Annotated in this window: 25 protein-coding genes; 22 read left to right on the top strand and 3 right to left on the bottom strand. The window is 52.2% G+C overall.

Annotated features, from left to right (window positions below):
• Nucleotides 1-39: 39 nt before the first annotated feature.
• The 19 genes from argS (at nt 40) to Q0L26_RS04335 (ending at nt 19,586) form a co-directional block, all read left to right on the top strand.
• Nucleotides 40-1,698: an arginine--tRNA ligase gene (gene argS, locus Q0L26_RS04245; protein ID WP_296647851.1), complete on the top strand. Its 1,659-nt coding sequence runs from the start codon at nt 40-42 to the stop codon at nt 1,696-1,698.
• A gap of 2 nt (nt 1,699-1,700) precedes the next feature.
• Complete coding sequence (lysA, locus tag Q0L26_RS04250) at nt 1,701-3,122, top strand: diaminopimelate decarboxylase (RefSeq protein WP_296647852.1); 1,422 nt, start codon at nt 1,701-1,703, stop codon at nt 3,120-3,122.
• Nucleotides 3,123-3,125: 3 nt separating this feature from the next.
• A complete protein-coding gene (locus tag Q0L26_RS04255; RefSeq protein ID WP_296647855.1) occupies nt 3,126-4,442 on the top strand; it encodes a homoserine dehydrogenase in 1,317 nt (438 codons plus the stop codon).
• Nucleotides 4,442-5,521, top strand: a complete 1,080-nt coding sequence (thrC, locus tag Q0L26_RS04260) for a threonine synthase (RefSeq protein ID WP_296647856.1) — start codon at nt 4,442-4,444, stop codon at nt 5,519-5,521. The genes Q0L26_RS04255 and thrC overlap by 1 nt, the downstream gene beginning before the upstream one ends.
• Nucleotides 5,522-5,523: 2 nt before the next feature.
• On the top strand, nt 5,524-6,441 hold the full coding sequence (gene thrB / locus Q0L26_RS04265) for a homoserine kinase (RefSeq protein WP_296647859.1): 918 nt from the start codon (nt 5,524-5,526) through the stop codon (nt 6,439-6,441).
• Nucleotides 6,442-6,604: 163 nt separating this feature from the next.
• On the top strand, nt 6,605-8,353 hold the full coding sequence (rho, locus tag Q0L26_RS04270; RefSeq protein ID WP_296647860.1) for a transcription termination factor Rho: 1,749 nt from the start codon (nt 6,605-6,607) through the stop codon (nt 8,351-8,353).
• Nucleotides 8,354-8,356: 3 nt separating this feature from the next.
• Nucleotides 8,357-9,442, top strand: a complete 1,086-nt coding sequence (prfA, locus tag Q0L26_RS04275; protein WP_296647862.1) for a peptide chain release factor 1 — start codon at nt 8,357-8,359, stop codon at nt 9,440-9,442.
• 2 nt (nt 9,443-9,444) lie between these two features.
• Nucleotides 9,445-10,296 carry a peptide chain release factor N(5)-glutamine methyltransferase gene (prmC, locus tag Q0L26_RS04280; protein ID WP_296647866.1) on the top strand — a complete coding sequence of 284 codons (852 nt, stop codon included), beginning with the start codon at nt 9,445-9,447 and terminating at the stop codon, nt 10,294-10,296.
• Nucleotides 10,297-10,319: 23 nt separating this feature from the next.
• The gene (locus Q0L26_RS04285) at nt 10,320-11,012 is read left to right on the top strand and encodes an L-threonylcarbamoyladenylate synthase (RefSeq protein WP_296647869.1); all 693 of its coding nucleotides are present in this window, start codon (nt 10,320-10,322) and stop codon (nt 11,010-11,012) included.
• Nucleotides 11,013-11,015: 3 nt separating this feature from the next.
• Nucleotides 11,016-12,119, top strand: a complete 1,104-nt coding sequence (locus tag Q0L26_RS04290; protein ID WP_296647871.1) for an MraY family glycosyltransferase — start codon at nt 11,016-11,018, stop codon at nt 12,117-12,119.
• Nucleotides 12,112-12,513: a hypothetical protein gene (locus Q0L26_RS04295; protein WP_296647874.1), complete on the top strand. Its 402-nt coding sequence runs from the start codon at nt 12,112-12,114 to the stop codon at nt 12,511-12,513. Before Q0L26_RS04290 ends, Q0L26_RS04295 begins: the two co-directional genes overlap by 8 nt.
• 185 nt (nt 12,514-12,698) lie before the next feature.
• Nucleotides 12,699-13,532 carry a F0F1 ATP synthase subunit A gene (gene atpB / locus Q0L26_RS04300; RefSeq protein WP_296647876.1) on the top strand — a complete coding sequence of 278 codons (834 nt, stop codon included), beginning with the start codon at nt 12,699-12,701 and terminating at the stop codon, nt 13,530-13,532.
• Nucleotides 13,533-13,579: 47 nt separating this feature from the next.
• Nucleotides 13,580-13,810: an ATP synthase F0 subunit C gene (atpE, locus tag Q0L26_RS04305; RefSeq protein WP_296647879.1), complete on the top strand. Its 231-nt coding sequence runs from the start codon at nt 13,580-13,582 to the stop codon at nt 13,808-13,810.
• Between the two features lie 18 nt (nt 13,811-13,828).
• The gene (locus Q0L26_RS04310) at nt 13,829-14,383 is read left to right on the top strand and encodes a F0F1 ATP synthase subunit B (RefSeq protein ID WP_296647883.1); all 555 of its coding nucleotides are present in this window, start codon (nt 13,829-13,831) and stop codon (nt 14,381-14,383) included.
• The gene (locus Q0L26_RS04315; RefSeq protein WP_296647885.1) at nt 14,383-15,186 is read left to right on the top strand and encodes a F0F1 ATP synthase subunit delta; all 804 of its coding nucleotides are present in this window, start codon (nt 14,383-14,385) and stop codon (nt 15,184-15,186) included. The genes Q0L26_RS04310 and Q0L26_RS04315 overlap by 1 nt, the downstream gene beginning before the upstream one ends.
• Nucleotides 15,187-15,266: 80 nt before the next feature.
• Nucleotides 15,267-16,901, top strand: coding sequence for a F0F1 ATP synthase subunit alpha (gene atpA, locus Q0L26_RS04320; protein WP_296647888.1), 1,635 nt, complete (start codon nt 15,267-15,269; stop codon nt 16,899-16,901).
• A gap of 46 nt (nt 16,902-16,947) precedes the next feature.
• Nucleotides 16,948-17,856, top strand: a complete 909-nt coding sequence (locus Q0L26_RS04325) for a F0F1 ATP synthase subunit gamma (protein ID WP_296647892.1) — start codon at nt 16,948-16,950, stop codon at nt 17,854-17,856.
• Between the two features lie 15 nt (nt 17,857-17,871).
• Nucleotides 17,872-19,323 (top strand): F0F1 ATP synthase subunit beta, encoded by a 1,452-nt coding sequence (atpD, locus tag Q0L26_RS04330; RefSeq protein WP_296647895.1) that lies wholly within the window; start codon nt 17,872-17,874, stop codon nt 19,321-19,323.
• Nucleotides 19,324-19,325: 2 nt separating this feature from the next.
• On the top strand, nt 19,326-19,586 hold the full coding sequence (locus Q0L26_RS04335; protein WP_296647897.1) for a F0F1 ATP synthase subunit epsilon: 261 nt from the start codon (nt 19,326-19,328) through the stop codon (nt 19,584-19,586).
• Nucleotides 19,587-19,642: 56 nt separating this feature from the next.
• Here the strand turns inward: Q0L26_RS04335 and Q0L26_RS04340 are convergent, their stop codons facing one another.
• On the bottom strand, nt 19,643-20,284 hold the full coding sequence (locus Q0L26_RS04340; protein WP_296647899.1) for a cob(I)yrinic acid a,c-diamide adenosyltransferase: 642 nt from the start codon (nt 20,282-20,284) through the stop codon (nt 19,643-19,645).
• Nucleotides 20,285-20,321: 37 nt separating this feature from the next.
• On the opposite strand from Q0L26_RS04340, the gene yaaA reads away from it, so the two are divergent.
• Entirely contained in the window at nt 20,322-21,023 is a 702-nt protein-coding gene (gene yaaA, locus Q0L26_RS04345; protein WP_296647901.1) for a peroxide stress protein YaaA, read from the top strand.
• Between the two features lie 12 nt (nt 21,024-21,035).
• Here the strand turns inward: yaaA and Q0L26_RS04350 are convergent, their stop codons facing one another.
• A complete protein-coding gene (locus Q0L26_RS04350; RefSeq protein WP_296647903.1) occupies nt 21,036-21,545 on the bottom strand; it encodes a methylated-DNA--[protein]-cysteine S-methyltransferase in 510 nt (169 codons plus the stop codon).
• 129 nt (nt 21,546-21,674) lie between these two features.
• Between Q0L26_RS04350 and Q0L26_RS04355 the strand changes: the two genes are divergently transcribed.
• Both Q0L26_RS04355 and Q0L26_RS04360 read left to right on the top strand, forming a co-directional pair.
• A complete protein-coding gene (locus tag Q0L26_RS04355; protein WP_296647904.1) occupies nt 21,675-23,111 on the top strand; it encodes a gamma-aminobutyraldehyde dehydrogenase in 1,437 nt (478 codons plus the stop codon).
• A gap of 71 nt (nt 23,112-23,182) precedes the next feature.
• Nucleotides 23,183-24,235, top strand: coding sequence for an FtsK/SpoIIIE domain-containing protein (locus Q0L26_RS04360; protein ID WP_296647907.1), 1,053 nt, complete (start codon nt 23,183-23,185; stop codon nt 24,233-24,235).
• Here Q0L26_RS04360 and Q0L26_RS04365 read toward each other — a convergent pair.
• Nucleotides 24,225-25,184: a hypothetical protein gene (locus tag Q0L26_RS04365; protein ID WP_296647909.1), complete on the bottom strand. Its 960-nt coding sequence runs from the start codon at nt 25,182-25,184 to the stop codon at nt 24,225-24,227. The genes Q0L26_RS04360 and Q0L26_RS04365 overlap by 11 nt on opposite strands.
• Nucleotides 25,185-25,263: the final 79 nt, after the last annotated feature.

Consider the following 25,263-nt stretch of genomic DNA (forward strand, 5'->3'; position numbering starts at 1 on the left):
GAGGCCAATCATTTGGCCTCATTTTTATAAGGATCCATTTTGACTCCAGCAGACCTTTCTGCCGCCATCGTTCGCATCCTTGCAGAATTGCAAGCTGACGGTCGACTAGGTGAGGGCGCATTGCCTGCTGAGGTAGTTGTTGAACGCCCAAAGAACCGAGACCACGGAGACTGGGCAACCAACGTTGCTATGCAGTTAGCCGGAAAATTTGGCATGAAGCCGCGAGCGTTTGCTGAACTACTCTCTACCGAGCTCTCGAAAGTTGCCGGTGTCGAAAAGGTAGACATTGCTGGGCCAGGTTTTATCAACCTCACACTTAGCGCTGCCGCCGCCGGCGAACTCGCCAAAGCCATTGTTGAAGCAGGCGATGCGTTCGGTCTCGGAACCGACCTTGCTGGCGTAAAACTAAACCTTGAGTTTGTTTCAGCCAACCCAACCGGCCCGATCCACATGGGTGGAACTCGCTGGGCCGCGGTTGGTGACTCTCTAGCGAGAATTTTTGAGGCCCAGGGAGCCGACGTTACTCGCGAGTATTACTTCAACGACCACGGTGCTCAAATCGACCGTTTTGCCAGATCTCTCTTGGCCCGCGCCAAGGGGCAAGACGCACCCGAAGACGGATACGGCGGCGCATACATCCAAGAAATTGCAGACCGGGTGCTAGCTGAAACAGCGATCGATGTCCTCAACCTCCCTGAGGCTGAAGCTCAAGAGTTTTTCCGTTCCAACGGTGTCGAGCTGATGTTCCAAGAGATTCGTGAGTCTCTTCACGACTTTGGCGTAGATTTCGATGTTTATTTTCACGAGAATTCGCTTTACGAGTCAAAGGCAGTCGAACGAGCCATCGAGAGACTTCGCGAGCTTGGCCACATCTTCGAAGCTGAGGGCGCAATCTGGTTGCGTTCAACCACCTTTGGCGATGACCGTGACCGCGTAATTATCAAGAGTGACGGCGACGCTGCCTACATCGCCGGTGACATCGCCTATTACCTCGACAAGCGTGAACGTGGTTTCGACCAGTGCATCTACATGCTTGGTGCCGACCACCACGGATACGTTCCGAGAATGCTTGCGCTTTGTGCAGCGTTTGGCGACGAGCCGGGCAAGAATCTTGAAATCTTGATTGGTCAGATGGTGAACCTGGTTCGCGACGGTGAACCTGTTCGCATGTCAAAGCGCGCCGGAACAGTTGTGACCATGGAAGACCTGGTTTCTGTTGTTGGTGTCGATGCTGCTCGCTATGCGCTTGCTCGTTCATCAATTGACTCTCAGCTGAACATCGATCTTGAGCAGCTGCAAAAGAAGACCAACGACAACCCGGTTTTCTACGTGCAGTATGCCTTTGCCCGCACCAAGCAGGTTGCCAAGAACGCAGCCAGCCTCGGTGTTGACCACAGCGAATTCGATCCAAGCTTGTTGTCGCACGAGACCGAATCAGAGCTGTTGGCAAAGCTGACCGAGTTCCCGCGAGTTATTGCACAGGCTGCCGAGTTCCGTGAGCCTCACCGCGTTGCCCGCTACATCGAAGAGGTCGCTGGTACCTATCACCGCTGGTATGACCAGTGTCGCGTGACTCCACTTTCTGGCGCAGCAGTTGAGTCGGTTCACCGCACTCGACTTTGGTTGAACGATGCCGCCGGAGTGGTCTTGAACAATGGGCTTCGCCTTTTGGGCGTAAGTGCGCCAGAAAGAATGTAACTATGGGCAATCCATTAGCGCCGACCTGGCTTGACCAACCGGCACACATCAATGCCTTGGATGCAAAGGTCTGGCCCCGCCATGCCAGTCGCAGAGCTACCGGCGAGGTTGAAATTGCTTCAGTTGGTGTGAGCGAACTTGCCACTCAATTTGGTACCCCGCTTTATGTAATCGACGAGGATGATTTCAGAGCTCGCGCCACCGCAGCCAAGCACGCTCTCGAGTCTGCTGCTAAGAAAATCGGAACCTCGGCAAAGGTTTATTACGCCAGCAAGGCGTTCCTTTCAACCGAAATTGTTGGCTGGATCAACGAGCTTGGCTTAAACATCGACGTTGCCAGCGGCGGAGAACTCGCCGCAGCTCTTGCCGGTGGAATTCCGGCCGAGCGCATTGGTCTTCACGGAAACAACAAATCTTTGCGTGAGATCGGTCGCGCAGTAACCGCAGGTGTTGGCGCAATTGTGATCGATTCAGAAATTGAGATCGAGCGAATTGCCTCTGCTGCCGGTGCTCAAGACACCATCCAAGGTGTGCGCCTGCGCGTCAACACTGGTGTGCATGCAAACACCCACGACTTTCTAGCCACTGCTCGCGAAGACCAAAAATTTGGCATCGCACTGGCTGATGTGCCGAATCTGGTTGCCAAAATTCGTTCACACTCGCACCTGAAGTTTCTTGGTTTTCACCAACATGTCGGCTCGCAAATTTTTGCGGTCGAGGGTTTCGTTGAATCAACAAAACGACTACTAGCGCTGCACGCAGAGATGCTGGCTGGGGGAGACATCCCAGAAATAAATCTAGGTGGCGGCTTCGGTGTGAACTACAAGCCGGCCGATGATGCCCCAAACATCGGCTACTTCGCAGACGCAATCAGTGCGGTAGTCGAAGAGCAATGTGCCAAACTTGGTATCTCGGTTCCAAAACTAGCTTTCGAGCCTGGTCGCTACATTGCTGGACCAGCTGGAATTACGCTTTATAACGTTGGCACAATCAAAGATGTCAAGGTCACCGACGTAGCAGCCCCGGCTGTGCGCAAGTACATTTCGGTCGATGGCGGCATGAGCGACAACGCGCGAACCGCACTTTATGAAGCCGAATATCACGTGACTTTGGCATCAAGATCTTCAACCGCAATGCCTGAGTTAGCGCGTGTGGTTGGCAAACACTGTGAGAGTGGCGATATCGTTGTACGTAACGACTATTTGCCAGCAGATATTCAGCCAAACGACTTGCTCGCTGTAGCAGTCACCGGCGCTTACTGCTACTCACTGTCGAGCAACTACAACTTCATGACCCGTCCTGCAGTTGTTGCAGTTCGAAATGGTGAAGCGCGATTGATTATCCGCGGCGAGACCGAGGCTGATCTGTTCGCAAGAGATTTGAACTACCAGGCGACCCACGCCAACAAGAATGAGAAGAGCTAAACCGTGATCGAATACCGACCATTGCGCATTGCGCTACTTGGAGCCGGCTCTGTCGGTTCTCAAGTGGCACGCCTGTTGACTGAGAATAAGGCCGAATTGGCCGCCCGTGTTGGCGCCGAGCTTGAACTTGTTGGCATCGCAGTTCGCGACCTCGACTCACCACGCAACGCTGGTGTGCCTCGCGAGCTTCTAACCACGGATGCTGAGCCTCTCATCCTTGGCGCTGACATTGTGATTGAAGTGATGGGTGGCATTGAGCCAGCCCGAAGCTACATCTTGCAGGCCCTGAACTCAGGCTCAGACGTTATTACCGCTAACAAGGCCTTGCTGGCCACTCACGGTACCGAACTCTTCGACACCGCCGAGCAGGTTGGCGCCCAGTTGTATTACGAGGCTGCGGTGGCAGGTGCGATTCCAATCATTCGGCCGCTTCGCGAGTCACTTGCTGGCGACAAAGTCACCCGAATCATGGGTATTGTCAACGGCACCACAAACTACATTCTTGACCGCATGGATTCAACCGGTGCAAGCTTTGAGACTGCACTGGCTGAAGCGCAAGCTCTGGGCTACGCAGAAGCTGACCCAACTGCCGACGTTGAAGCATTCGATGCTGCTCAGAAGGCTGCCATCCTTGCATCTCTTGCCTTTCACACCGAGGTGCCTCTTGAGAAGGTTTATCGCGAGGGCATCACCAAGATCACCCCTGAGCAAATTGTTGCTGCCAAGCGCGATGGTTATGTAATCAAGATTCTGGCAATTGCTGAACGAATCGATGACACCGAGGGTGAAGCCGGAATTGCCGTTCGCGTGCACCCGGTCTTGATCGACAGAAACCACCCGCTGGGTGCAGTTCGTGGCGCATTCAATGCAGTTTTCGTTGAGGCAGAAGCCGCCGGCGAACTTATGTTCTATGGTGCAGGAGCCGGTGGAGTTCAGACCGCTTCAGCCGTTCTCGGTGACCTAGTCTCTGCTGCAAAGCGTCACGTTGCCGGTGGCCCAGGTCTAGCCGACTCAGTTCACGCCAACCTGCCGGTTCTTCCGATTGATCGCGTACAGACTCGCTACCAAATCACCCTAGAGGTGACTGACCAGCCGGGTGTGCTTGCCAAGATCGCGAACACTTTCTCGGCCAAGCAGGTTTCAATCGAAACTGTCGAGCAGTACGTCAGCCAAATTTCAGGCAAGCGCAGCAAAACCGCTACCCTCGAGGTAGGAACGCACGCAGCTACCGATGCAGCACTTAGCTCAGTCGTCAAGGCTCTCGAGGCCAGCGATTCAGTTGAATCAATTACTTCAGTAATCCGAGTAGAAGGAATCTAATGGCCCACCAATGGCGCGGAGTTATCCGCGAATACATCGATCGCCTAGACATCTCGAGCGACAACCCGGTTATTACCCTGGGTGAGGGTGGCACTCCACTTGTTGAGGCCCCTGCTTTGGCCAAATTGGTTGGTGCCGAGCGTGTACTACTCAAGGTTGAGGGTATGAACCCGACTGGCTCTTTCAAAGACCGCGGAATGACCATGGCAGTCTCAAAGGCTGTTGGTCACGGTGCTCAGGCTGTTATTGCAGCTTCTACCGGAAACACCTCTGCTTCTGCTGCAGCTTATGCGGCAGCGGCTGGCATCAAGTCAGTTGTGCTGGTTCCAGAAGGCAAGATTTCACTAGGCAAGTTGAGCCAGGCTGTGGCTCACAAGGCTCAGATTCTTCAGGTTCAGGGCAACTTCGATGACTGCCTAGATTTGGCCCGCGATTTGGCCGAGAACTACCCGGTTCACCTGGTTAACTCAGTCAACCCAGACCGCATCGAAGGTCAGAAGACTGGCGCTTTCGAAGTTGTCGACGCACTTGGCTTCGCACCAGATTTCCACGTTCTTCCAGTTGGCAACGCGGGTAACTACTCGGCTTACTTCAAGGGCTATGTTGAAGACTTCAACGAGGGTCGCATCAAGGCTGTTCCAAAGATGTGGGGCTTCCAGGCGGAAGGCTCAGCCCCTTTCACCTTCGGCAACCCGGTCAAGAACCCAGAGACCATCGCCACCGCTATTCGCATCGGTAACCCAGCTTCATACGAGTTGGCACTGAGCGCTCGTGAATGTTCATTCGGTCAGTTCGGCTTCGCCTCGGATGCTGAAATTCTTTGGATGCACCGCTTCTTGTCGCAAGAAGTTGGCGTTTTCGTTGAGCCATCTTCTGCAACCGGTGCCGCTGGTCTGTTCAAGCACTCAAAGATGGGTGAAGTTCCTGCCGGTTCAACCGTTGTGGTCACTGTCACCGGTCACGGTCTGAAAGACCCAATGTGGGCGCTAAAGGCTGAAGACGGTTCTGACATTGAGCCAACCTCAGTTCCAAACAACGCTGCACAGGTAGCTGAACAACTTGGATTGAGCAAGAACTAAGCATGACTTCACTAATCGGCAGACGAGTTAGCGTCAAGGTCCCTGCAACCTCTGCAAACCTTGGCCCTGGTTTCGACACCCTTGGCATGGCTCTTTCTTACTACGACGAACTCGAAGTAGAAGCAGTTGCCGGCGATGGTGCGTTTGTCGAGGTTCACGGCGAGGGCGAGGGCGAAGTTCCTACCGACGCCAGCAACCTGGTGGTTCAGTCAATTGCTTTCACCTTTGAAAAGTTTGGGCAAAAGTTGCCTGGCCTTCGTCTCAAAGCTCACAACATCATTCCTCACGGTCGTGGCATGGGCTCATCGGGTGCTGCCGTGGTTTCAGGAATTGTTGCGGCCAAGGGTCTCCTCGAAGGCATCGTCGAGATCAGCGAACAAGACTTGCTCGACATCGCAACAGAACTTGAAGGCCACCCAGACAACGTCGCACCAGCATTGTTCGGTGGTCTGACCATTGCCTGGGAGGACGAGTCTGGTCCACACCACAAAAAGCTGTTCGTGCACCGCGGTGTTTCACCACTCGAACTTGTGCCAAATCACAAAATGTCAACCGCTCTAGCACGTTCGCTTCAGCCTGAATCAGTGCCGCACAATGATGCTGTTTTCAACGTCTCTCGTTCAGCTCTTTTGATCGCGGCTTTGATTCAGAGCCCTGAGCTTTTGCTAGCCGCGACTGAAGACCGACTGCACCAGGATTACCGCGCTGCCGCGATGCCTGAGACTGATGCCATCGTCAAACTAATGCGCGAACACGGCCATGCAGCTGTGGTTTCAGGCGCTGGGCCATCAGTGTTGGTATTGGCCAGCGACCCAGCCGAGCGTCTAGAAGCTGCAAAGTTGGCCGCGAAACACTACCCAGACTGGAAGTCGCTAATGTTGGCTGTCGACTTCAAAGGTGCTACTGTAGTAGTGCACTAGCAAGTAGGTTTTAGGTTTTCTAAAAACCCGCTAGTGAATCCTCGCAAATCAATGCGATTTCCGCTCAGCCAAAGCTGGGCCAAGCAGCGTGAAAAATCCCAAGACTCTTTTGGGCCAAGACAGACTTGGGCGCTGAAATCTCCGAGAAAGAGAAAATCAAAACATGGATGAAATCCAGGAAACCACTCAGCCGGTGCGCAAGAGCCGCCGCGTTGTAGCAGAGGCATCAGCTCCAGCAGCCGACAACTCAGCAACCGCTGAAGCGCCAAAGAAGACCACCCGCACACGTGCCCCAAAGGCTGCGGCTCAGTCGGGCGAGGCTAACGCCGAGTCAAAGTCTCTTGCACCTAAGGCTGCATCAAACGAAGCAGCTGCAAAGGGCGAGTCGAAGTCTTCAGAAGGTTCAGAGAACTCTTCAGGCGAGGGTCAGGAGCGCGGAGAGCGTTCAAGCAACTCACGTAACCGTAACCGTAACCGTAACCGAAACCGCAACTCGGGCGAAAACTCAAACGAGGGTTCAGACCAATCAGGCGAAGGTTCAGAGAACTCTTCACGCGATAACTCATCACGCGACAACTCGACTCGCGACAACGACTCACGCAACGAGCGTGACTTCAACGACGAGCGTCGCAACAACGGCAACTCTCGCAACTCTCGCAACCGCAACCGTAACGACCGTTACCGTGACCGTAACGACCGTCGAGGCGGCCGTGGCAACGGAGGTCTTCAAGATGAGGTCGAGACTGAAATCTCTCCAGATGACGTGCTTGTTCCAGTAGCCGGCATCCTTGACGTTCTCGACAACTACGCATTCGTTCGCACCAGCGGTTACCTGCCTGGCCCGAACGACGTTTATGTTTCACTCGGTCAGGTCAAAAAGTATGGCCTGCGCAAGGGTGACGCAGTGGTCGGCTCGATTCGCCAGCCACGCGAGGGCGAAGGTCAGGGTCGTCAGAAGTTCAACGCGATTGTTCGCATTGATTCGATCAATGGTCTAACCCAAGAGCAAGCTGCAAACCGTGTTGAGTTTGGCAAGCTAACCCCGCTTTACCCACAGACTCGTTTGCGTCTAGAGACTGAACCAAACAAGCTGAGCACCCGAATCATCGACTTGGTATCGCCAATCGGTAAGGGTCAGCGCGGTTTGATCGTGTCTCCTCCAAAGGCTGGTAAGACCCTGGTCCTCCAGGCAATTGCTAACTCAATCGCCGTAAACAACCCAGAGGTTCACCTAATGGTTGTCTTGGTTGACGAGCGTCCAGAAGAAGTTACCGACATGCAGCGCACCGTCAAGGGTGAAGTTATCGCTTCAACCTTCGACCGCCCAGCCGAAGACCACACCACCGTTGCTGAGCTTGCTATCGAGCGCGCAAAGCGTTTGGTTGAGCTTGGCCACGATGTTGTAGTGCTTCTAGACTCGATCACCCGTCTAGGCCGTGCCTACAACTTGAGCGCACCTGCTTCAGGCCGAATTCTTTCTGGTGGTGTTGATTCATCAGCACTTTACCCACCAAAGCGTTTCTTCGGTGCTGCCCGCAACATTGAAGACGGCGGCTCACTAACCATCCTTGCAACCGCTCTTGTTGAGACTGGTTCAAAGATGGACGAGGTTATCTTCGAAGAGTTCAAGGGCACCGGCAACATGGAGCTTCGTTTGTCTCGCTCACTTGCAGACAAGCGCATCTTCCCAGCAGTTGACGTCAATGCTTCTGGTACCCGCCGTGAAGAAATGCTGATGAACCCAGATGAAACCAAGATCGTCTGGAAGCTTCGTCGTGCACTTGCCGGTCTTGAGCAGCAGCAGGCTCTTGAGCTTGTCTTGAACCGCTTGAAAGAGACTTCAAGCAACGTTGAGTTCTTGATGCAGGTTCAGAAGTCAATGCCAGTTCCTGCTGGTTCTGACTCGGAGTAAGAATTGCTCGAATCAGTAAAGCCGCTGATTGCGGAACATCTTGAACTTCAGGGGCGTCTGTCAGATTCTGATTTGCACAGCAACCCTGCTCTAGCCAAGAAGCTCAACCGACGCTACGCCGAATTGAGCACAATCGTCGCTGCCCACAACCAAGTTTTGTCATTGAACGAAGACTTGGCGGCAGCTAAAGAGTTGGCTAAAGAAGATGAAATGTTTGCTGAAGAGGCTACTCTCACCGAAGAGCGCCTAGTTGCAGCCAACGAGAAGCTTCGTCGCTTACTGATTCCACGTGACCCAGATGACGGCCGCGATGTAATTATGGAAATCAAGGCCGGTGAAGGTGGCGCTGAATCAGCGTTGTTTGCAGCCGACCTACTTCGTATGTACATCCAGTACGCCAACTCAAAGGGCTGGAAAACTGAAGTTCTAGACAAGAACGAATCAGACCTTGGTGGCATCAAAGACATTCAGTTGGCAATCAAGACCAACGCCACTGACCCAGCTCAGGGTGTTTATGCTCACCTGAAGTATGAGGGCGGTGTGCACCGTGTTCAGCGTGTGCCAGCAACCGAAACTCAGGGCCGCATTCACACTTCAGCTGCGGGTGTATTGGTATTCCCAGAGGTTGACGAGCCCGAAGAAGTTGAGATTAGCCAGAACGATCTTCGCATCGACGTTTATCGCTCTTCAGGCCCTGGTGGTCAGTCAGTTAACACCACCGACTCGGCCGTGCGCATCACCCACTTGCCAACCGGCATCACAGTTGCCATGCAGAACGAAAAGTCTCAGTTGCAGAACCGTGAAGCTGCGATGCGCGTTCTTCGCGCCCGCATCCTTGCAGCTCAGCAAGAGGCAATCGAGGCCGAGCAGTCGGCCGCGCGCAAGTCTCAGGTGAAGTCAGTTGACCGTTCTGAGCGCATTCGCACTTATAACTACCCTGAAAACCGCATCGCCGACCACCGCACCGGCTACAAGGCTTATAACCTGGACGCAGTCATGGATGGAGCTCTCGAGCCAGTTATCCAGTCAGCTATCTCCATGGATGAAGAGGCACGCCTGGCGGCACTTGGTTCAGCCGAATCGAAGTAACTTTGCGCCTGCGCGATCTAGTTGAGCACGCTGCCGAGCGCTTCGAAAGCGCCGGCCTGCACTCAGCCCTGGTCGATGCTGAACTCTTGGCAGGTCACATCCTTGGATTAAACCGTGGCGAAGTTCAAGCTCAGATGCTTGTGAGCGCCAGCGTGAGTGAATCGCAAGCGCAACAAATAACCACGCTTTACGGCCGCAGAATTGCCCGAGAACCTCTGCAACACATCACTGGAACCGCCTATTTTCGCAACCTTGAACTAAGCGTTGGCAGGGGAGTGTTCATTCCTCGCCCCGAGACCGAGTTTGTTGCCCAATTAGCCATTCATGCTCTGAAAAGCGCGGAGCAAAGCGAACCAATCGCTGTCGATCTCGGAACCGGTTCGGGAGCAATTGCTCTGGCAATAGCAACCGAGGTTTCAACTGCTCGCGTGTTTGCTGTCGAAAAGTCGCCAGAAGCTCTGCCATTCACTAAGCAAAATTTCGCAAAGTATGGCGCAAATGCCACTCTGATTCAAGGCGACTTGGCTGACGCGTTTGCCGAACTAAACGGCCAGGTGTCCGTTGTGGCATCTAACCCGCCGTACATCCCGGCAGCAGCTATTCCTCGCGATGTTGAGGTTCACCTTTATGACCCAGATCTCGCGCTTTATGGCGGTGATGATGGCATGGATGTAATCCACTTGGTTTCAGCAACAGCCAAGAGATTACTAGTTGAAGGTGGAGCTTTGATTATTGAGCACGCCGACTCTCAGTCTGTTCAGGTCTGTCAACTACTATTGGCTGATGGATGGCGTGAAGTTCAGGCGCATCAAGATCTGACCGGTCGCGACCGCGCAGTCACAGCAATAAAGTAAGCCAGATTTAGGAGGGGTGTGAATTGAAACGTGTTTTTGATTGTTCAATCGATACCGAACTCTTAGCTGGCATGCGTCAGGCAAAATTGGCCCTCGGCCGAAATGAACTTGTTGTGTTACCCACCGACACCGTCTACGGAATTGGTTGCGATGCATTTTCGGCGAAGGGTGTCGAGTCGTTGCTTTCGGCGAAGGGGAGAGGCCCACAGTCGCCACCGCCAGTTTTGATTGGCAACATTCAAACTCTTCACGCTCTGGCCGAGACTGTGCCCGATGTGGCTCAGCGACTAGCCGAAGCATTTTGGCCAGGCGCTCTAACCATGATTCTGCGCTCGCAGCCCTCACTTACCTGGAACCTCGGTGAAACCAAGGGCACAGTTGCACTCCGTATGCCCGACCACAAAATTGCCCTCGCGCTTCTTGAAGAAGTTGGGCCGATGGCCGTTTCAAGCGCCAACTTAACTTCAAAACCGGCCGCTCTAAACTGCCAAGAAGCTGAAGACTATTTTGGTGACAGTGTTCAGGTTTACCTTTCAGCTGGGTCTGCTCCTAAGGCTGAGGCGTCAACAATTCTTGATTTGACCGACATCGTCGACACATATGATTCTGAGGGCCGCATTTCAACCTCAGGAAAAATCCGTGTGGTTCGCCGAGGGGCGCTTTCGCTTGATTCGATTAGTACAGTTGCCGGCGAGTTGCTCGAGGTTGAGAACTAGCAAATGCGCGCTTACCTACTAATCATGTTGGCCGCCGCTGCGGTTACTTTTGTTGGCACCTACCTAGTGCTAAAACTTGCGCACAAATACAAGATTTATCCGCAGATTCGCTCGCGAGACGTGCACACCAAACCAACTCCGCGCCTCGGTGGCGTTGCAATGTTCTTCGGCTTTGCTGCAGCGGTGCTGGTTGCCGGTTCACTCGGATGGTTTGAAAGCGTATTTGCCGAGCCAGTGCACATCTTGGCAATTTTGGCTGCTGCATTCTTGATCACGGTCATTGGCTTTCTAGACGACCTTTATGACCTTGACTGGAGCCTCAAACTTGCTGGGCAATTTGTGGTTGCCGGCATTCTGGCTTGGCAGGGTGTGCAAATTGTTTCGCTACCGGTTGCCGGCCTCACCATTGGCAGTTTTGGAATCTCTTTTGTAGTGACAGTTTTCTTGACGGTCCTAGTCATGAATGCGGTGAATTTTATTGATGGCTTGGATGGCCTCGTTGCCGGTGTAGTGCTAATCGGCACTGTGGTGTTCTTTGCCTACAGCTACCTACTTGCCAAGCAAACTTCACCTACCAACTACTTCAACCTGGCTTCGCTGATTTCAGCGATTGTTATCGGCATGTGCGTTGGCTTCTTACCTTATAACTGGCATCGGGCCAAGATTTTTATGGGCGACACCGGCGCTATGCTCCTAGGTCTTCTGATGGCAACCTCAGCCCTCACCGTTACCGGCCAGATTGATCCAACCTTGGTTAGCCGTGGCGAAATTGTTCCCGCCTTCATCCCGCTGGTTTTGCCGCTAGCTATCTTGGTTCTTCCGCTCCTTGATTTCTCATGGGCTGTACTTCGACGCCTTCGAGCCGGAAAATCTCCATTCAGCGCAGACCGGCTGCACTTGCATCACCGGCTTCAAGACTTTGGTCACTCTCACCTCGGTGCCGTTGTGGTTTTCTATGTCTGGACAGCAGTGATTTCAGGTTCTTGCCTCCTGTTCTTCTTCTTGCCGGTCTGGAACGTAGTCGGTATTTTCTCCATCGGTGTTTTGATTGCTTTGATCTACACCGTTCGCCCAGTAATCAAACGAAAGTTGTCAGTCCGTGGCTAATTCCATCGCCGAGTTGTTCAAGCAAGTCTTTATCCGTGGTTCATTGCTAGTTGCTGCGATTGCTGTCATTGGCAGCGTGGTTGGTTTTCTAGTGGCTGGGATGCCTGGCCTGGTCAGTGCATTGATCGGTGCGGGCCTTACCTTGTTGTTCGTGACTCTGACCGCGGTGAGTGTTTATGTTGGAGGCAAGCTGCCCCTAGGTGGTTTCTTCGGCGTTGTGCTTGGCGGTTGGGTCTTGAAACTGGTCGGATTCATCGTCTTGATCGGGGCTCTAAAAGGCGCTGATTTCATCAGTGGGCCAGTTCTGTTTTTCACCCTGGTGGCATCAATTCTTGGAACGCTCGCAATCGACTCGGTTTTGGTTTTGAAGGCCAGAATTCCGATCGATGCCTAGAGGCAAAAAAGTACAATAAAAAACTTTGTTAATTCAAACTAAACGGCTATTTCTGGCGGTTTTCGGCTGTTAGGATTATCAAGGAATTGGGGAGAAATCCTCAATAACCAAATCGCACTGTAAATCGCCGCAAGGCCGCAATAAAACTTGCCCCGAAACAGGAGTTCACGCTGTTCACTAACGCTATGAACCTGCTCTTTGTAGCAGCGAGCACCGACGAGTCGGGCGGTGGCTTCCACGCCCCTTCAATCATGGAGTTCTACCCAGAGATTGTTGCTTTCGAGGGCACCCCATTTGCTTTGAACCGAATCATGTTGATTCGTCTTCTTGTGCTAACTCTTCTAATCGTTGTCTTCGCACTTTGGACTTCAAAGTTCAAGCAGGCCAACAAGTCGGGCAACCACATCCCAGGTCGTTTTCAGTTGATGGGTGAAATCTCACTCAACTTCGTTCGCAAGAGCATCGCTCACGAACAGCTGGGTGAAAAAGACGGCGACCGATTCTTGCCGCTACTTGCGACCATCTTCTTCCTAACTCTTGGAATGAACATCACCGGTATCATCCCTGGTTTGAACATCGCGGGTACTTCGGTTATTGGTCTTCCAATCGTTATGGCCATCGCTGCCTACGTCGTGTTTATCTACGCAGGTGTCAAAAAGCACGGTGGTCATTTCTTCACCGCATCGCTATTCCCTGCTGGTGTTCCAAAGCCGTTCTACATCTTGGTAACCCCGATTGAGCTGCTTTCAACCTTCATCCTTCGCCCGGTCACTCTTGCTCTTCGTTTGACCATGAACATGATTGCTGGCCACTTGTTGCTAGTTCTCTGTTTCTCAGCGACTCAGTTCTTCTTCTTCGACAGCGCAGTAGCCGGCTTCATGAAGCTATTCGGTGCCGGAACCCTGTTGTTCGGTTTTGCATTCACGGTCTTCGAGATCTTGGTTGCATTCCTACAGGCTTATGTTTTTACTCTGCTGACCACGGTCTACATTCAGTTGGCCTTGGCAGACGAGCACTAATCAGATCTGACAACCGTCAGGTCTAAACCACGGAAGGGAAATACAAAGTGGACGTAACTAACATCGCAGAAATCTCAGGCAACATCGCAGTAATCGGCTATGGCCTTGCAGCAGTTGGTCCTGGTATCGGTGTAGGTCTTGTTGTTTCAAAGACCATCGAGTCAATCGCACGCCAGCCAGAGCTTGCAGCAAAGCTTCAGGTCACCATGTGGCTTGGTATCGCATTCACCGAAGCGCTAGCGCTTATCGGTCTTGCAACCCCATTCATCTTCGCTTAGTCAGTCAGGACCTAAACCATGATTTCTAGGATTCTCGCGAACACTGGAGAGGCGACCCCAAACCCGCTTCTTCCAGCGTCGTACGATCTCCTGTGGTCTTCGGTTGCCTTTTTTGTCCTACTGGCCTTCTTCTGGTTCAAGGTTCTACCGAACTTCAAGAAGACACTAGACGCTCGCACCGAGGCAATCGAAGGTCGCCTCGAAGCCGCTGAAAAGGCTCAGGCTGAGGCTGCAGCTAAAACTGCAAACATCGAAGCTGAGCAGGCAGAGGCACGTGCCGAAGCATCAAAGATTCGCGAAGAAGCACGCGCAGAGGGTGCAGCTATTTTGGCTGAACTTAAAGAGCAGGCATCTAGCGAGGCAGCTCGTTTGACCGCTACCGCAAAGGCTCAGATTGAAGCCGAGCGTCAGGCAGCCCTAATTTCACTTCGTGCAGAGGTTGGCTCACTTGCCATTGACCTTGCATCAAGCGTTGTTGGCGCAAGTCTCAAGAACGACAAGATTGCTAGCTCTGTAGTCGACCAGTTCCTGGCCGAACTAGAAGCTGGCGACAAGGCAGGCAAGAAGAAGTAATGGCGAGTTCAACCAGACAGTCACTAGCCCTAGCGAAAGAGGCATTGAGCCCACTTTTGGCTAAGGCCGACCTCAAGTTCGCAGAAGAAATCTTTGCAATCGGCGCAGCCGTTGCATCGTCTTCTCAACTGCGCAGCATCCTCTCGGACCCTTCCGCCGAGGCAAAGGCAAAGTCAGGCGCTCTACAAGCCGTATTCGGCAAGAGTGCTTCAAAGACCGCGCTTGAGTTCGCCGACTGTCTGGTTGCCCTTCGCTGGTCAACCGGTCAAGACCTCGTATCTGCTTTCGAGCAGCTCGCGGTCTTTGCCGTTGCTTCAATTGCGTCGTCAAACAAGAAGATTGCGGCTGTTGAGAGCGAACTATTCGCTTTTCAGCGGGCAGTTGACTCAGATCAGGCATTGCAGTTCGCGCTGGGCGATCGTCTGGCTACAGATGAGGCAAAGCTTTCACTAGTTGCAGCGCTAACCAAGGGCAAGGTTTCTGATGAAGCCGCTGTTCTTATTCGTCGTTCAGTAACTGGTGCACGTCGTCGTCGCGTTTCAGTGGTGCTAGAGCAGTTTGGCAAGCAGGTTTCTGCAGTTGCTGAGCGTCTAGTTGCAACCGTTACCGTCGCGTCAGCAATCAGTGACAAGCAGCTTGAGCGTCTTGAGGCGGCTCTTGCTAAGGCTTATGGCCACAGCTTGAAGCTAAACGTAGAAGTAGACCAAGACATCCTTGGTGGAATCAAAGTCCAGGTAGCTGGCGAGATCATCGACGGAAGCCTCAGCTCTCGTCTAAATGCAGCAAAACTTCAGCTGGCATAAACCAGCTGTCAAAAACTTCAGCCACTTAGGTGGCTGAGCAAACGACCAACCGGGGTTCGCCCCAGAAGTAGAGGAACGAGATGGCAGATCTGAACATCAGCCCGAACGAGATTCGCGACGCTCTAAAAGACTTCGTTAAGTCTTATGAGCCAGCCAAGGCTTCAAAGACCGAGGTAGGCCATGTAATCGATGCCGGTGACGGTATCGCTCACATTGAGGGTCTTCCAAGTGCAATGGCCAACGAGCTTCTAAAGTTCGCTGACGGCACCCTGGGCCTAGCTTTGAACCTTGACGAGCGCGAAATCGGTACCGTTGTACTCGGTAACTTCGAAGGCATCGAAGAAGGCATGGAAGTTCACCGCACCGGTGAAGTACTTTCTGTACCGGTTGGTGACAACTTCTTGGGTCGCGTTGTAGACCCACTAGGTAACCCAATCGATGGTCTTGGCGAAATCAAGGCAGAGGCACGTCGTGCGCTTGAGCTTCAGGCTCCTGGCGTTATGGCACGTAAGTCTGTTCACGAACCACTTCAGACCGGTATCAAGGCAATTGACGCAATGATCCCAGTTGGTCGTGGTCAGCGTCAGTTGATTATTGGTGACCGTCAGACTGGTAAGACCGCAATTGCGATCGACACCATCATCAACCAGAAGTCAAACTGGGACTCAGGCGATGTCAACAAGCAGGTTCGCTGCATCTATGTTGCAATCGGTCAAAAGGGTTCAACCATCGCAGGTGTGAAGGCAGCTCTTGAAGAGGCCGGCGCTATGGAGTACACCACCATCGTGGCATCACCTGCATCAGACCCAGCTGGTTTCAAGTACCTAGCTCCTTACACCGGTTCTGCCATTGGTCAGCACTGGATGTACGGCGGCAAGCACGTTCTGATCATTTTCGATGACCTGTCAAAGCAGGCCGAGGCCTACCGTGCGGTATCACTTCTTCTACGTCGTCCACCAGGCCGCGAGGCTTACCCAGGTGACGTCTTCTACCTACACTCACGTCTACTTGAGCGTTGTGCCAAGCTGAACGATGAGCTTGGTGGCGGTTCGATGACTGGTCTTCCAATCATCGAGACGAAGGCAAACGACGTTTCTGCATACATTCCGACCAACGTGATTTCGATCACCGATGGTCAGATCTTCTTGCAGTCAGACCTATTCAACTCAAACCAGCGCCCTGCTATTGACGTAGGTATCTCGGTTTCACGTGTTGGTGGTGCAGCTCAGGTTAAGGGCATCAAGAAGGTTTCAGGAACCCTGAAGCTAGAGCTTGCCCAGTACCGCTCACTTGAGGCTTTCGCAATGTTTGCATCAGACTTGGATGCAGCATCTCGTCAGCAGCTTGCTCGCGGTGCCCGCCTAATGGAGCTTCTAAAGCAGCCTCAGTACTCACCGTTCCCAGTTGAAGAGCAGACCGTGTCTGTATGGGCAGGTACCACCGGCAAGCTTGACGAGGTTCCAGTTGAAGACGTTCTACGTTTTGAGAGCGAACTTCTTGACTACCTACGTCGCAACAGCAAGGTGCTAACCACCATCCGCGAGACCAACAACCTCGAGAACGACACCGTTGCCGAGCTTGAGAAGGCAGTTACCAAGTTCAAGAAGAGCTTTGCAACTTCATCAGGTGCTCCTTTGGCATCAGCTGGCGACGCAGCAGTTCTAGACGAAGCCGAAGTCGAACAAGAAAAGATTGTGAAGCAGAAGCGCAGGTAAGCACTTCTACTAAACAAATCAATTTCGACAAGAATCTAGGAGAGACATGGGAGCGCAACTTCGGGTCTATAGGCAGAAAATCAAGTCTGCCCAGACGACCAAGAAGATCACTCGTGCCATGGAGTTGATCTCTGCATCACGCATTTACAAGGCACAACAGCGTGTAGCAGCATCAAACCCATACTCACGAGCAGTGACTCGCGCGGTTTCAGCAGTGGCAACTTATTCAAATGTTGCTCACCCGCTAACCACCGAGCCAGCCCGTATTGACCGAGCTGCGGTTGTTATCTTCACCTCTGACCGTGGTCTTGCTGGTGCGTTCTCATCAAACGTTCTAAAAGAAGCAGACCAGCTAACCAACCTGCTTCACGAGCAGGGTAAAGAAGTTGTTTACTACTTGGTTGGTCGTAAGGCTGTAGCTAACTTTGGTTTCCGTCGTCGCACCGCTGTTCAACAGTGGATCGGCGGCACCGACCTTCCTCAGGTAGAAACTGCGCATGAAATTGCCCAGGCTCTGCTCGCAGCTTTCAACACCGACTACGCAGACGGCGGTGTTGACGAGATTCACCTCGTATCAAACCGTTTTGTTTCGATGATTGCCCAGATCCCAGAAGTTGTTCGTCTGCTACCTCTTGAGGTTGTCGAAGGCACCGAAGCTCCTGAGGCAAGCGAAGTATTCCCGCTTTACGAGTTCGAGCCAGATGCAGTAAAGGTTCTTGACGCGTTGCTTCCGGTTTACATCGAAAGCCGCATCTTCAACGCAATGTTGCAGTCGGCCGCTTCTGAGCATGCAGCACGCCAGAAGGCAATGAAGTCAGCAACTGACAACGCAGACAAGCTAATCAAGAACTACACCCGTTTGAGCAACGCTGCCCGTCAGTCAGAAATTACCCAACAGATTTCAGAAATTGTTGGTGGTGCAGACGCTTTGTCTACCGCCGGCAACGAAGACTAAGAGAAAGAAAGAGACATGGCCGAGACCAAGAAGAAGGTTGCAGCAGCAGCCGGCACCGGGCGCATTGCTCGCGTAACCGGTCCAGTTGTTGACATCGAGTTCCCGCACGATGCCATCCCTGCGATCTATAACGCACTCACCACTGAGATTGACCTAGATGGCGAGAAGAGCACTCTTACTCTCGAGGTCGCACAGCACCTCGGAGATGACCTAGTTCGCGCGATTGCACTGAAGCCAACCGATGGTTTGGTTCGCGGTGGAGTTGTAAGCGACACTGGCGCTCCAATCTCAGTACCTGTTGGTGACGTCACCAAGGGTCACGTATTCAACGTGACCGGTGATGTTCTAAACGGCAAGCCAGGCGAGAAGATCGAAGTGAACGAGCGTTGGTCAATCCACCGCCAGCCACCTGCGTTCGACCAGCTTGAGTCAAAGACCAACATGTTCGAAACGGGTATCAAGGTTATTGACCTTCTAACCCCTTATGTTCAGGGTGGAAAGATTGGTCTATTCGGTGGTGCTGGTGTTGGTAAGACCGTTCTTATCCAAGAAATGATCTACCGAGTAGCCGAAAACCACGATGGTGTGTCTGTATTCGCTGGTGTTGGTGAGCGTACCCGTGAAGGTAACGACCTTATCGACGAAATGACCGAGTCAGGCGTTATCGACAAGACTGCACTGGTCTTCGGTCAGATGGATGAGCCACCTGGCACCCGTCTTCGCGTAGCTCTTTCTGCTCTAACCATGGCGGAGTACTTCCGCGATGTTCAGAAGCAGGACGTTCTTCTATTCATCGACAACATCTTCCGCTTTACTCAGGCAGGTTCTGAGGTTTCGACCCTTCTAGGTCGCATGCCTTCTGCTGTGGGTTACCAGCCGAACCTTGCCGATGAGATGGGTCTCCTACAGGAGCGCATCACCTCGACCCGTGGCCACTCGATTACCTCACTTCAGGCAATTTACGTTCCTGCTGATGACTACACCGACCCAGCCCCGGCAACTACCTTTGCCCACTTGGATGCAACCACCGAGCTTTCTCGTGACATTGCTTCGCAGGGTCTATACCCTGCGGTTGACCCACTAACCTCGACCTCTCGCATCTTGGACCCTCGCTACATCAGCAAGGACCACTACGAGACTGCAACCTTGGTTAAGTCGATCCTTCAGAAGAACAAAGAGCTTCAGGAAATCATCGCGATTCTTGGTGTTGAAGAGCTTTCTGAAGAAGACAAGATCACCGTTTCACGTGCACGTCGTATCCAGCGATTCCTATCGCAGAACACCTACATGGCTACCAAGTTCACCGGTGTTGCAGGTTCGACCGTTCCGTTGAAGGACACCATCGAGGGCTTCTCAGCTATCGCACGCGGTGACTTTGACCACGTTGGTGAGCAGGCGTTCTTCAACCTTGGTGACATCAACGATGTTCTAAAGGAATGGGACCGCATCCAGAAGGAATCTAAGTAATCATGGCGACTTTGCGCGTTGAACTAGTAGCAGCTGAACAGGCCGTTTGGTCTGGTGAAGCCAAGATGGTTGTAGCTAAGACCGTCGAAGGTGAAATTGGTTTGCTACCTGGTCACGAGCCAATGCTTGCCATCCTTGCTTCAGGTGAAGTACGCATCACTCTTGAAAGCGGAGAACAGATCAAGGCATCAGCTGAAGATGGTTTTCTGTCAGTCGAGAACAATGTTGTGTCAGTTGTGGCACGACAGGCTGCACTCATCTAAATCAAACTAAAAAGAAATCCCCCGCAAATAGCGGGGGATTTCTTTTTTAGTTCAAGTTATGGCTTGGTTTTGCCGATAGGTCGGGTTCGACGGTTAGCCGCCGGAACCCACTTCACGTCGCCACCGTGCTTTACGTTTGCGTATCGGGCCAAAACGAATAGGAGGTCGCTCAAGCGGTTTAGGTACTTAGCGGCAAGAACACTCACGCCACCATTTGAGTGGCCCTTCTTGCCCGGCTCAGTGCCGTGCGCCTCAATTGCATGCCAGGTTGCTCGCTCAGCGCGACGCACTACGGTTCTGGCAAGGTGAAGACCGGCTGCTAGTCCAGAGCCTCCAGGCAAAATAAACGAATCTAGTTTGCCCAATTCTTTGTTGTAGTGGTCGATGGCGTCTTCGAGAGCATCAATCCAAATGGCGTCTACGCGAAGTGGTTCATACTCATAGTGCTCATTTAGCGGGTTCGACAGGTCGGCACCGAGGTCAAAAAGATCATTTTGAATCTGTGACAACAAGGCAAGGGTTTCGGCATCAAACTCGTTTTGAGCCAAAGCAACGGCTACACCGATAGCCGAGTTTGCCTCGTCAACATCGGCGTAGGCTTCGATTCGAGGGTCGGTCTTGCGCGTGCGCGAAAAGTTACTAAGGCCTGTCATGCCTTCGTCGCCGGTGCGGGTATAAATTTTCGTTAGATTGACCATGCCTCAAGTTTAGGCTCACCTGAAATAGGGTTGGAACATGTTGTTCTTGCTGCCGCCTTCAGAAACCAAAGCTTTGGGTGGTGAAGTGCAAACTGATTCGGTATTCAGGTTTGCTGAGTTGAATCAAGCCCGTGAGCAAATTCGAGTGGCGCTGAACGAAGTTGAAGCTTCGATTATGGTCATGCCAGCAATCGATCGCTATACCGGAACACTCTATTCAGCGGTGCATGGCCGAGGGTTGAAGGGTACGCCTACAGCCAATAACTCCCTGAATGCCGCTGAACGATCGCGTGCCGCGGAAATGATTCTTATTCAATCGGCCAGATACGGTTTGCTTTCAGCCTCGGATGAAATTCCGGTTTACAAATTGAACCCGGCAAAGTTAGTGAACGGTCTTAATCTAAAAAAAATGTGGAACCAGGCCCACTCGGATGTGTGGTCAAACCTTGATGAACACGTAATTATTGACCTTCGCTCGAAAGCCTATGCTGACCTTGCTGAATTGCCTGAAGCCTCAAATGCGTTCTCGGTGACCGTCTTTGTTGAGAAAGAGGATGGCGCTCTAGAGCAGCTGAATCACTTCAATAAAAAGGCCAAAGGGCAACTGGTGAGAGCCGCACTAATGGCAAAGAAACCTCCGACTACAGTCAAAGAATTAGCCTCAGCAGCCAGCAAGAATGGGTTGCGACTCGAAATCAACAGACAGTCGCTAACGTTAGTCACGCGCCAAGCAACCTGACCCCACCCCCCCCTACAGGGTTGAGGTTGAATCAACAAAGTCAATTTGTTCGTGATTCAGCAGCCAGCGTTTGGTTGAAAGGCCATCGCCGCCAGAAAAGCCGGTTATCTTGCGGCTAGAACCAAGCACACGGTGGCAACCAATCAACAGTGGGAGAGGGTTTGCTCCAACCGCCCCGCCAACGGCGCGAAAAGCCTGGGGTTTTCCTATTCCGGCTGCAATCTCGGCATAGGTGGTAATTTCGCCTGGTTTGACCTTGGCAATTTCTTGCCAAACTGCCTTCTGAAAATCGGTTCCAGCAAGTTCAAATGAAAAATCTGGCGTCGCTGTATTGCCGGCAAAATAGCGGCTCAGGTACTTTTCAACTTTGGCCAGAGTTTTCGATTTACCGGTTGACTCTGATGCCTCATCGCCGGTGGCAAGAATTTGAATAGCCACCAGTTTGTCTTCGAGGGCAAACAGCTCAACGATGCCAATCGGGGTGTGCAAAGCTACACTGGCATCAAATTTTTTAGGTTTCATGTGATCAAACTAATCTTTGTAATTTCATCCAAGTTGGTTGGGTGCTAATTCTGAGGATAAGTCATTCATCGAACCGCTTGTGAATCGTTGATTAGACTCGATTTGAGGTCTAAATCTTAGGAGTAGAAGTTGTCTAACCAGCTGTTGCGCAATTTCATCAACGGAAGATTCGTTGATGGAGGTTTTGGCGAAACCAGCACGGTTATCAACCCATCCAACGAGGCTTCCTATGCCACCGCTCCGATCTCTGACGAGCATGATGTGGCAAGCGCCTACCAGGCTGCCGGCGAGGCATTTGACGGCTGGTCAAACACAACTCCAGCCGAGCGCCAGCTAGCTCTGCTGAAGATTGCCGATGCGCTGGAGGCACGCGCTGAAGAATTTGCCGATGCCGAATCTTTGAACACTGGCAAACCAAGAACTCATCTTGTTGAAACTGAGATCGCACCATCGATTGATCAGATTCGCTTTTTTGCCGGTGCCGCTAGAAACCTTGAGGGGCGTTCGGCTGGCGAATATTTGCAAAACCACACCTCGTGGATTCGCCGTGAACCTATCGGCGTTATCGGTCAAGTTACTCCTTGGAACTATCCATTGAATATGGCCGTTTGGAAGTTCGCCCCAGCCCTGGCAGCAGGCAACACACTCGTGCTTAAGCCTTCAGAAACCACACCAATCACCACTTTGATGATGGCTGAGTTGGCAGCTGAATTTCTGCCGAAAGGCGTTTTCAACGTGGTTACCGGCGACCGAAAAACCGGCAGGGCAATGATTCAAAGCGCGATTCCGCAAATGGTTTCGCTTACTGGTTCAGTTGAAGCTGGCATGGATGTTGCCGCCACCGCAGCCGTTGACCTGAAACGCGTGCACTTGGAATTAGGTGGCAAGGCTCCGGTGATTGTGTTTGCCGACGCCGATCTCGTCGCGGCAGCGCGTCAAATCGTGCAAGCCGGTTATTTCAATGCTGGGCAAGACTGCACTGCAGCCACGAGAATTTTGGTTCAGGCAGGCATCCATGATGAATTTTTGGCGGTCCTGATTGCCGAAGTGAAGTCTTCGGCAATCGTTGGGGCGCCAGATCAAGCGAATGCGCTCTTCGGCCCGGTGAATAACGCCAATCAACTTGAGCGAGTTCAGGGTTTCATTGAAAACCTTCCTAGCCATGCCGAGGTTGCAGTTGGCGGCAGTCGCGTTGGCGGCCAGGGTTATTTCTTAGAAGCCACCGTACTAACCGGCCTCAAGCAAGCAGACTCTCAAATACAAAATGAAATTTTTGGCCCTGTGATCACCGTTCAGAAATTCACAGATGATGCCGAGGCTCTAAAGCTTGCCAATGATGTTCGATATGGCCTGGCTTCGTCAGTTTGGACTCAAAACCACTCGCGGGCACTTAGATTCTCTAAGGCGCTCAATTTTGGCACCGTGTGGATCAACACCCATCTGCCAATCGTTGCCGAGATGCCTCACGGTGGCTTTGGTCACTCGGGTTACGGCAAAGACTTATCGCAGTATGGATTTGACGACTACACCCGCATCAAGCACGTGATGAGTTACATCGGCGAATAGTGCCGGTTATGCACAAATATCGAGGTAGTCGCTAATTTTCTCGGATGCCTTGGCAGCCTTGATTTATGCAAGTGCTTTGGTTTCTTCCGTCGCTAATTTTTGGTTCAATCATGGCCATCACGACCGGTTCATGGATGATGGTTGCCTTCGCTTGCAGCACTTTGGCAATCATGCCGCTACTGGCATGGCAGCGCAGCCGCAAGGCAGTTGACCTAAAGGCCGACATCGAAATTTCGGAAGACGAAATTTACATTGGCAATTATCGGCTTCCCCGATCAGGAATGCTCTGGCGTCAAGAGTGGCATGACTTGTTATTTCAGAAGATATCGGCAGAGATTACCGCCAAACACCTGCAACAGCACCTCGCGAAAGGAATGCCAGAAAGTCAAAGTCGCTCTGAAGATTTCATTTTGGGGCGCGATGAATCTGGCGTGGTTGAAATGTCGCTTTCGAATGAAAACGCACATCTTTTGATAGTCGGTGCCACCGGCAGCGGAAAAAGCCAATTGCTGATCACAATGCTGAATTCTCATTTAGCTCTCGAAGGGCCGAGCGTGGATGATTTCTTTCTACTGGATTTCAAGGGCGGAGCCACACTTCGACAGTTTGCAAATAATCCTCGGGCGCGCAAATTTGCAACCGACTTAGATGAAGTCGAGTCGAAATCAATTTGGGCTGTTATTCATCGTGAACTCAAATCGCGTGAAGAGTTATTCGCCGAACATCTGGTTAGTCGAATCGAAGATTTTGCACCGGTGGCCCTCCGGCCGAATCGGTTATTTATTGTTGTTGACGAGCTAGCGGCGGCACTTGCCTCCAATTCACTTGCGCTCGGGGCGGTAAGTGCAGTTCTGAGTCGGGGGCGCTCACTTGGCATGCACTTGATTGCTACAAGCCAGTCTTCGCAGGGTTTGCCAAGGGCCGCCCTGATTAACTTTGGTGCACGCATTTATGTTGGTGGCGTAGATCAGATTGAGGCTGCCCAACTGGGAATTCGTGCTCAAAGACACTTGAAAGCTGAATCAGCACTTTCAGCAAGTCTTCATTTGCGAGACAAGCCCGCTATCAATTTTGTTTTTGCGAATGCATCAGTTAGGCCAAATGGCGCACTGCCTAATAATTAGCGGGCAAATTCGAGGTTTCGGGAGCCAAAATTACAAAAGCATCGCTGCTTTCATTGTCAATTGGTTTGTCTGAAACTGTTGCTCGGTCAGTTGGATAGATCAAAAGTTTCACTTTGATTGGTGCATCGCCAAGGTCGATGTGCAGAAATTTCGGCTCAGGCGAATTGCAACTTTGGCTACGCTCAAAGATGGTTTTCCCCGTTGCTTGGTCTTGGGCCAAAATTGTGAATTCCTGATGACTCACGGTGCGGCAATTCCAGGTCAGTTGATATTTCAAGGTTGGGTCCGATAGCAATCCAGATACAGTCTGGTGAGTGCCTGCGGCCAAAGTTTCTTCGTCGACATCCCAGGTGCCTCGCGAAAGCTCTTGAGCTAATTCAGGAGGGTAAAAACTATTGGCTGAATTGGCTTCGTAGACCGGCGATTCATCGGAGTAGCGCTCAAGCAGGATTGGGCTGGCCATCAAAAGCAAAAGTGCAATCGATGTGGCAATCATGGTCTTGCGAGCATTCAAAAATGTTGGGTAAAGAGCCCGCCCGAAGAATGCGGTGATGCCAGCAAACGGGGCGGCAATTGCAATAACGGTGAAACCATAACTGAAGTTATTGAAGTTGGTTTGTGGCCCAGAGATGATTGACCCACCCAAAACCACGACATAACCCAGCACTGTGATTGCTCCAAAAACAATTAGGTACTTCGTGCCAGCTACCCATCGATTGTGTTCGGGCTTCACCATCCAACGTTCAACCGGATACGCGAAGAGAAAAATCGAAACGAAAATAATCGCGAGACATAAGCCGACCCAGTCGAGCCCGCGACTTAGGCCTGCTAAGGGGTGCACGTCATTTCCCTGGCTAAAGCTTGAAACCACCAAGATCGCAAATCCTGGTATGAACGCAACACAGGCAGCAACAAAGGCAGTCGCTACTCGATCAATAAACTTTGGCATACCCCTCAATTCCAAGTTGTCTTGAGCCTATCAACGAGAAAATCCCCTCATCCGCAGGGGAGAAGGGGATTTTCTAGAG

The organism is Rhodoluna sp. (assembly GCF_024641065.1).
GTDB lineage: Bacteria > Actinomycetota > Actinomycetes > Actinomycetales > Microbacteriaceae > Rhodoluna.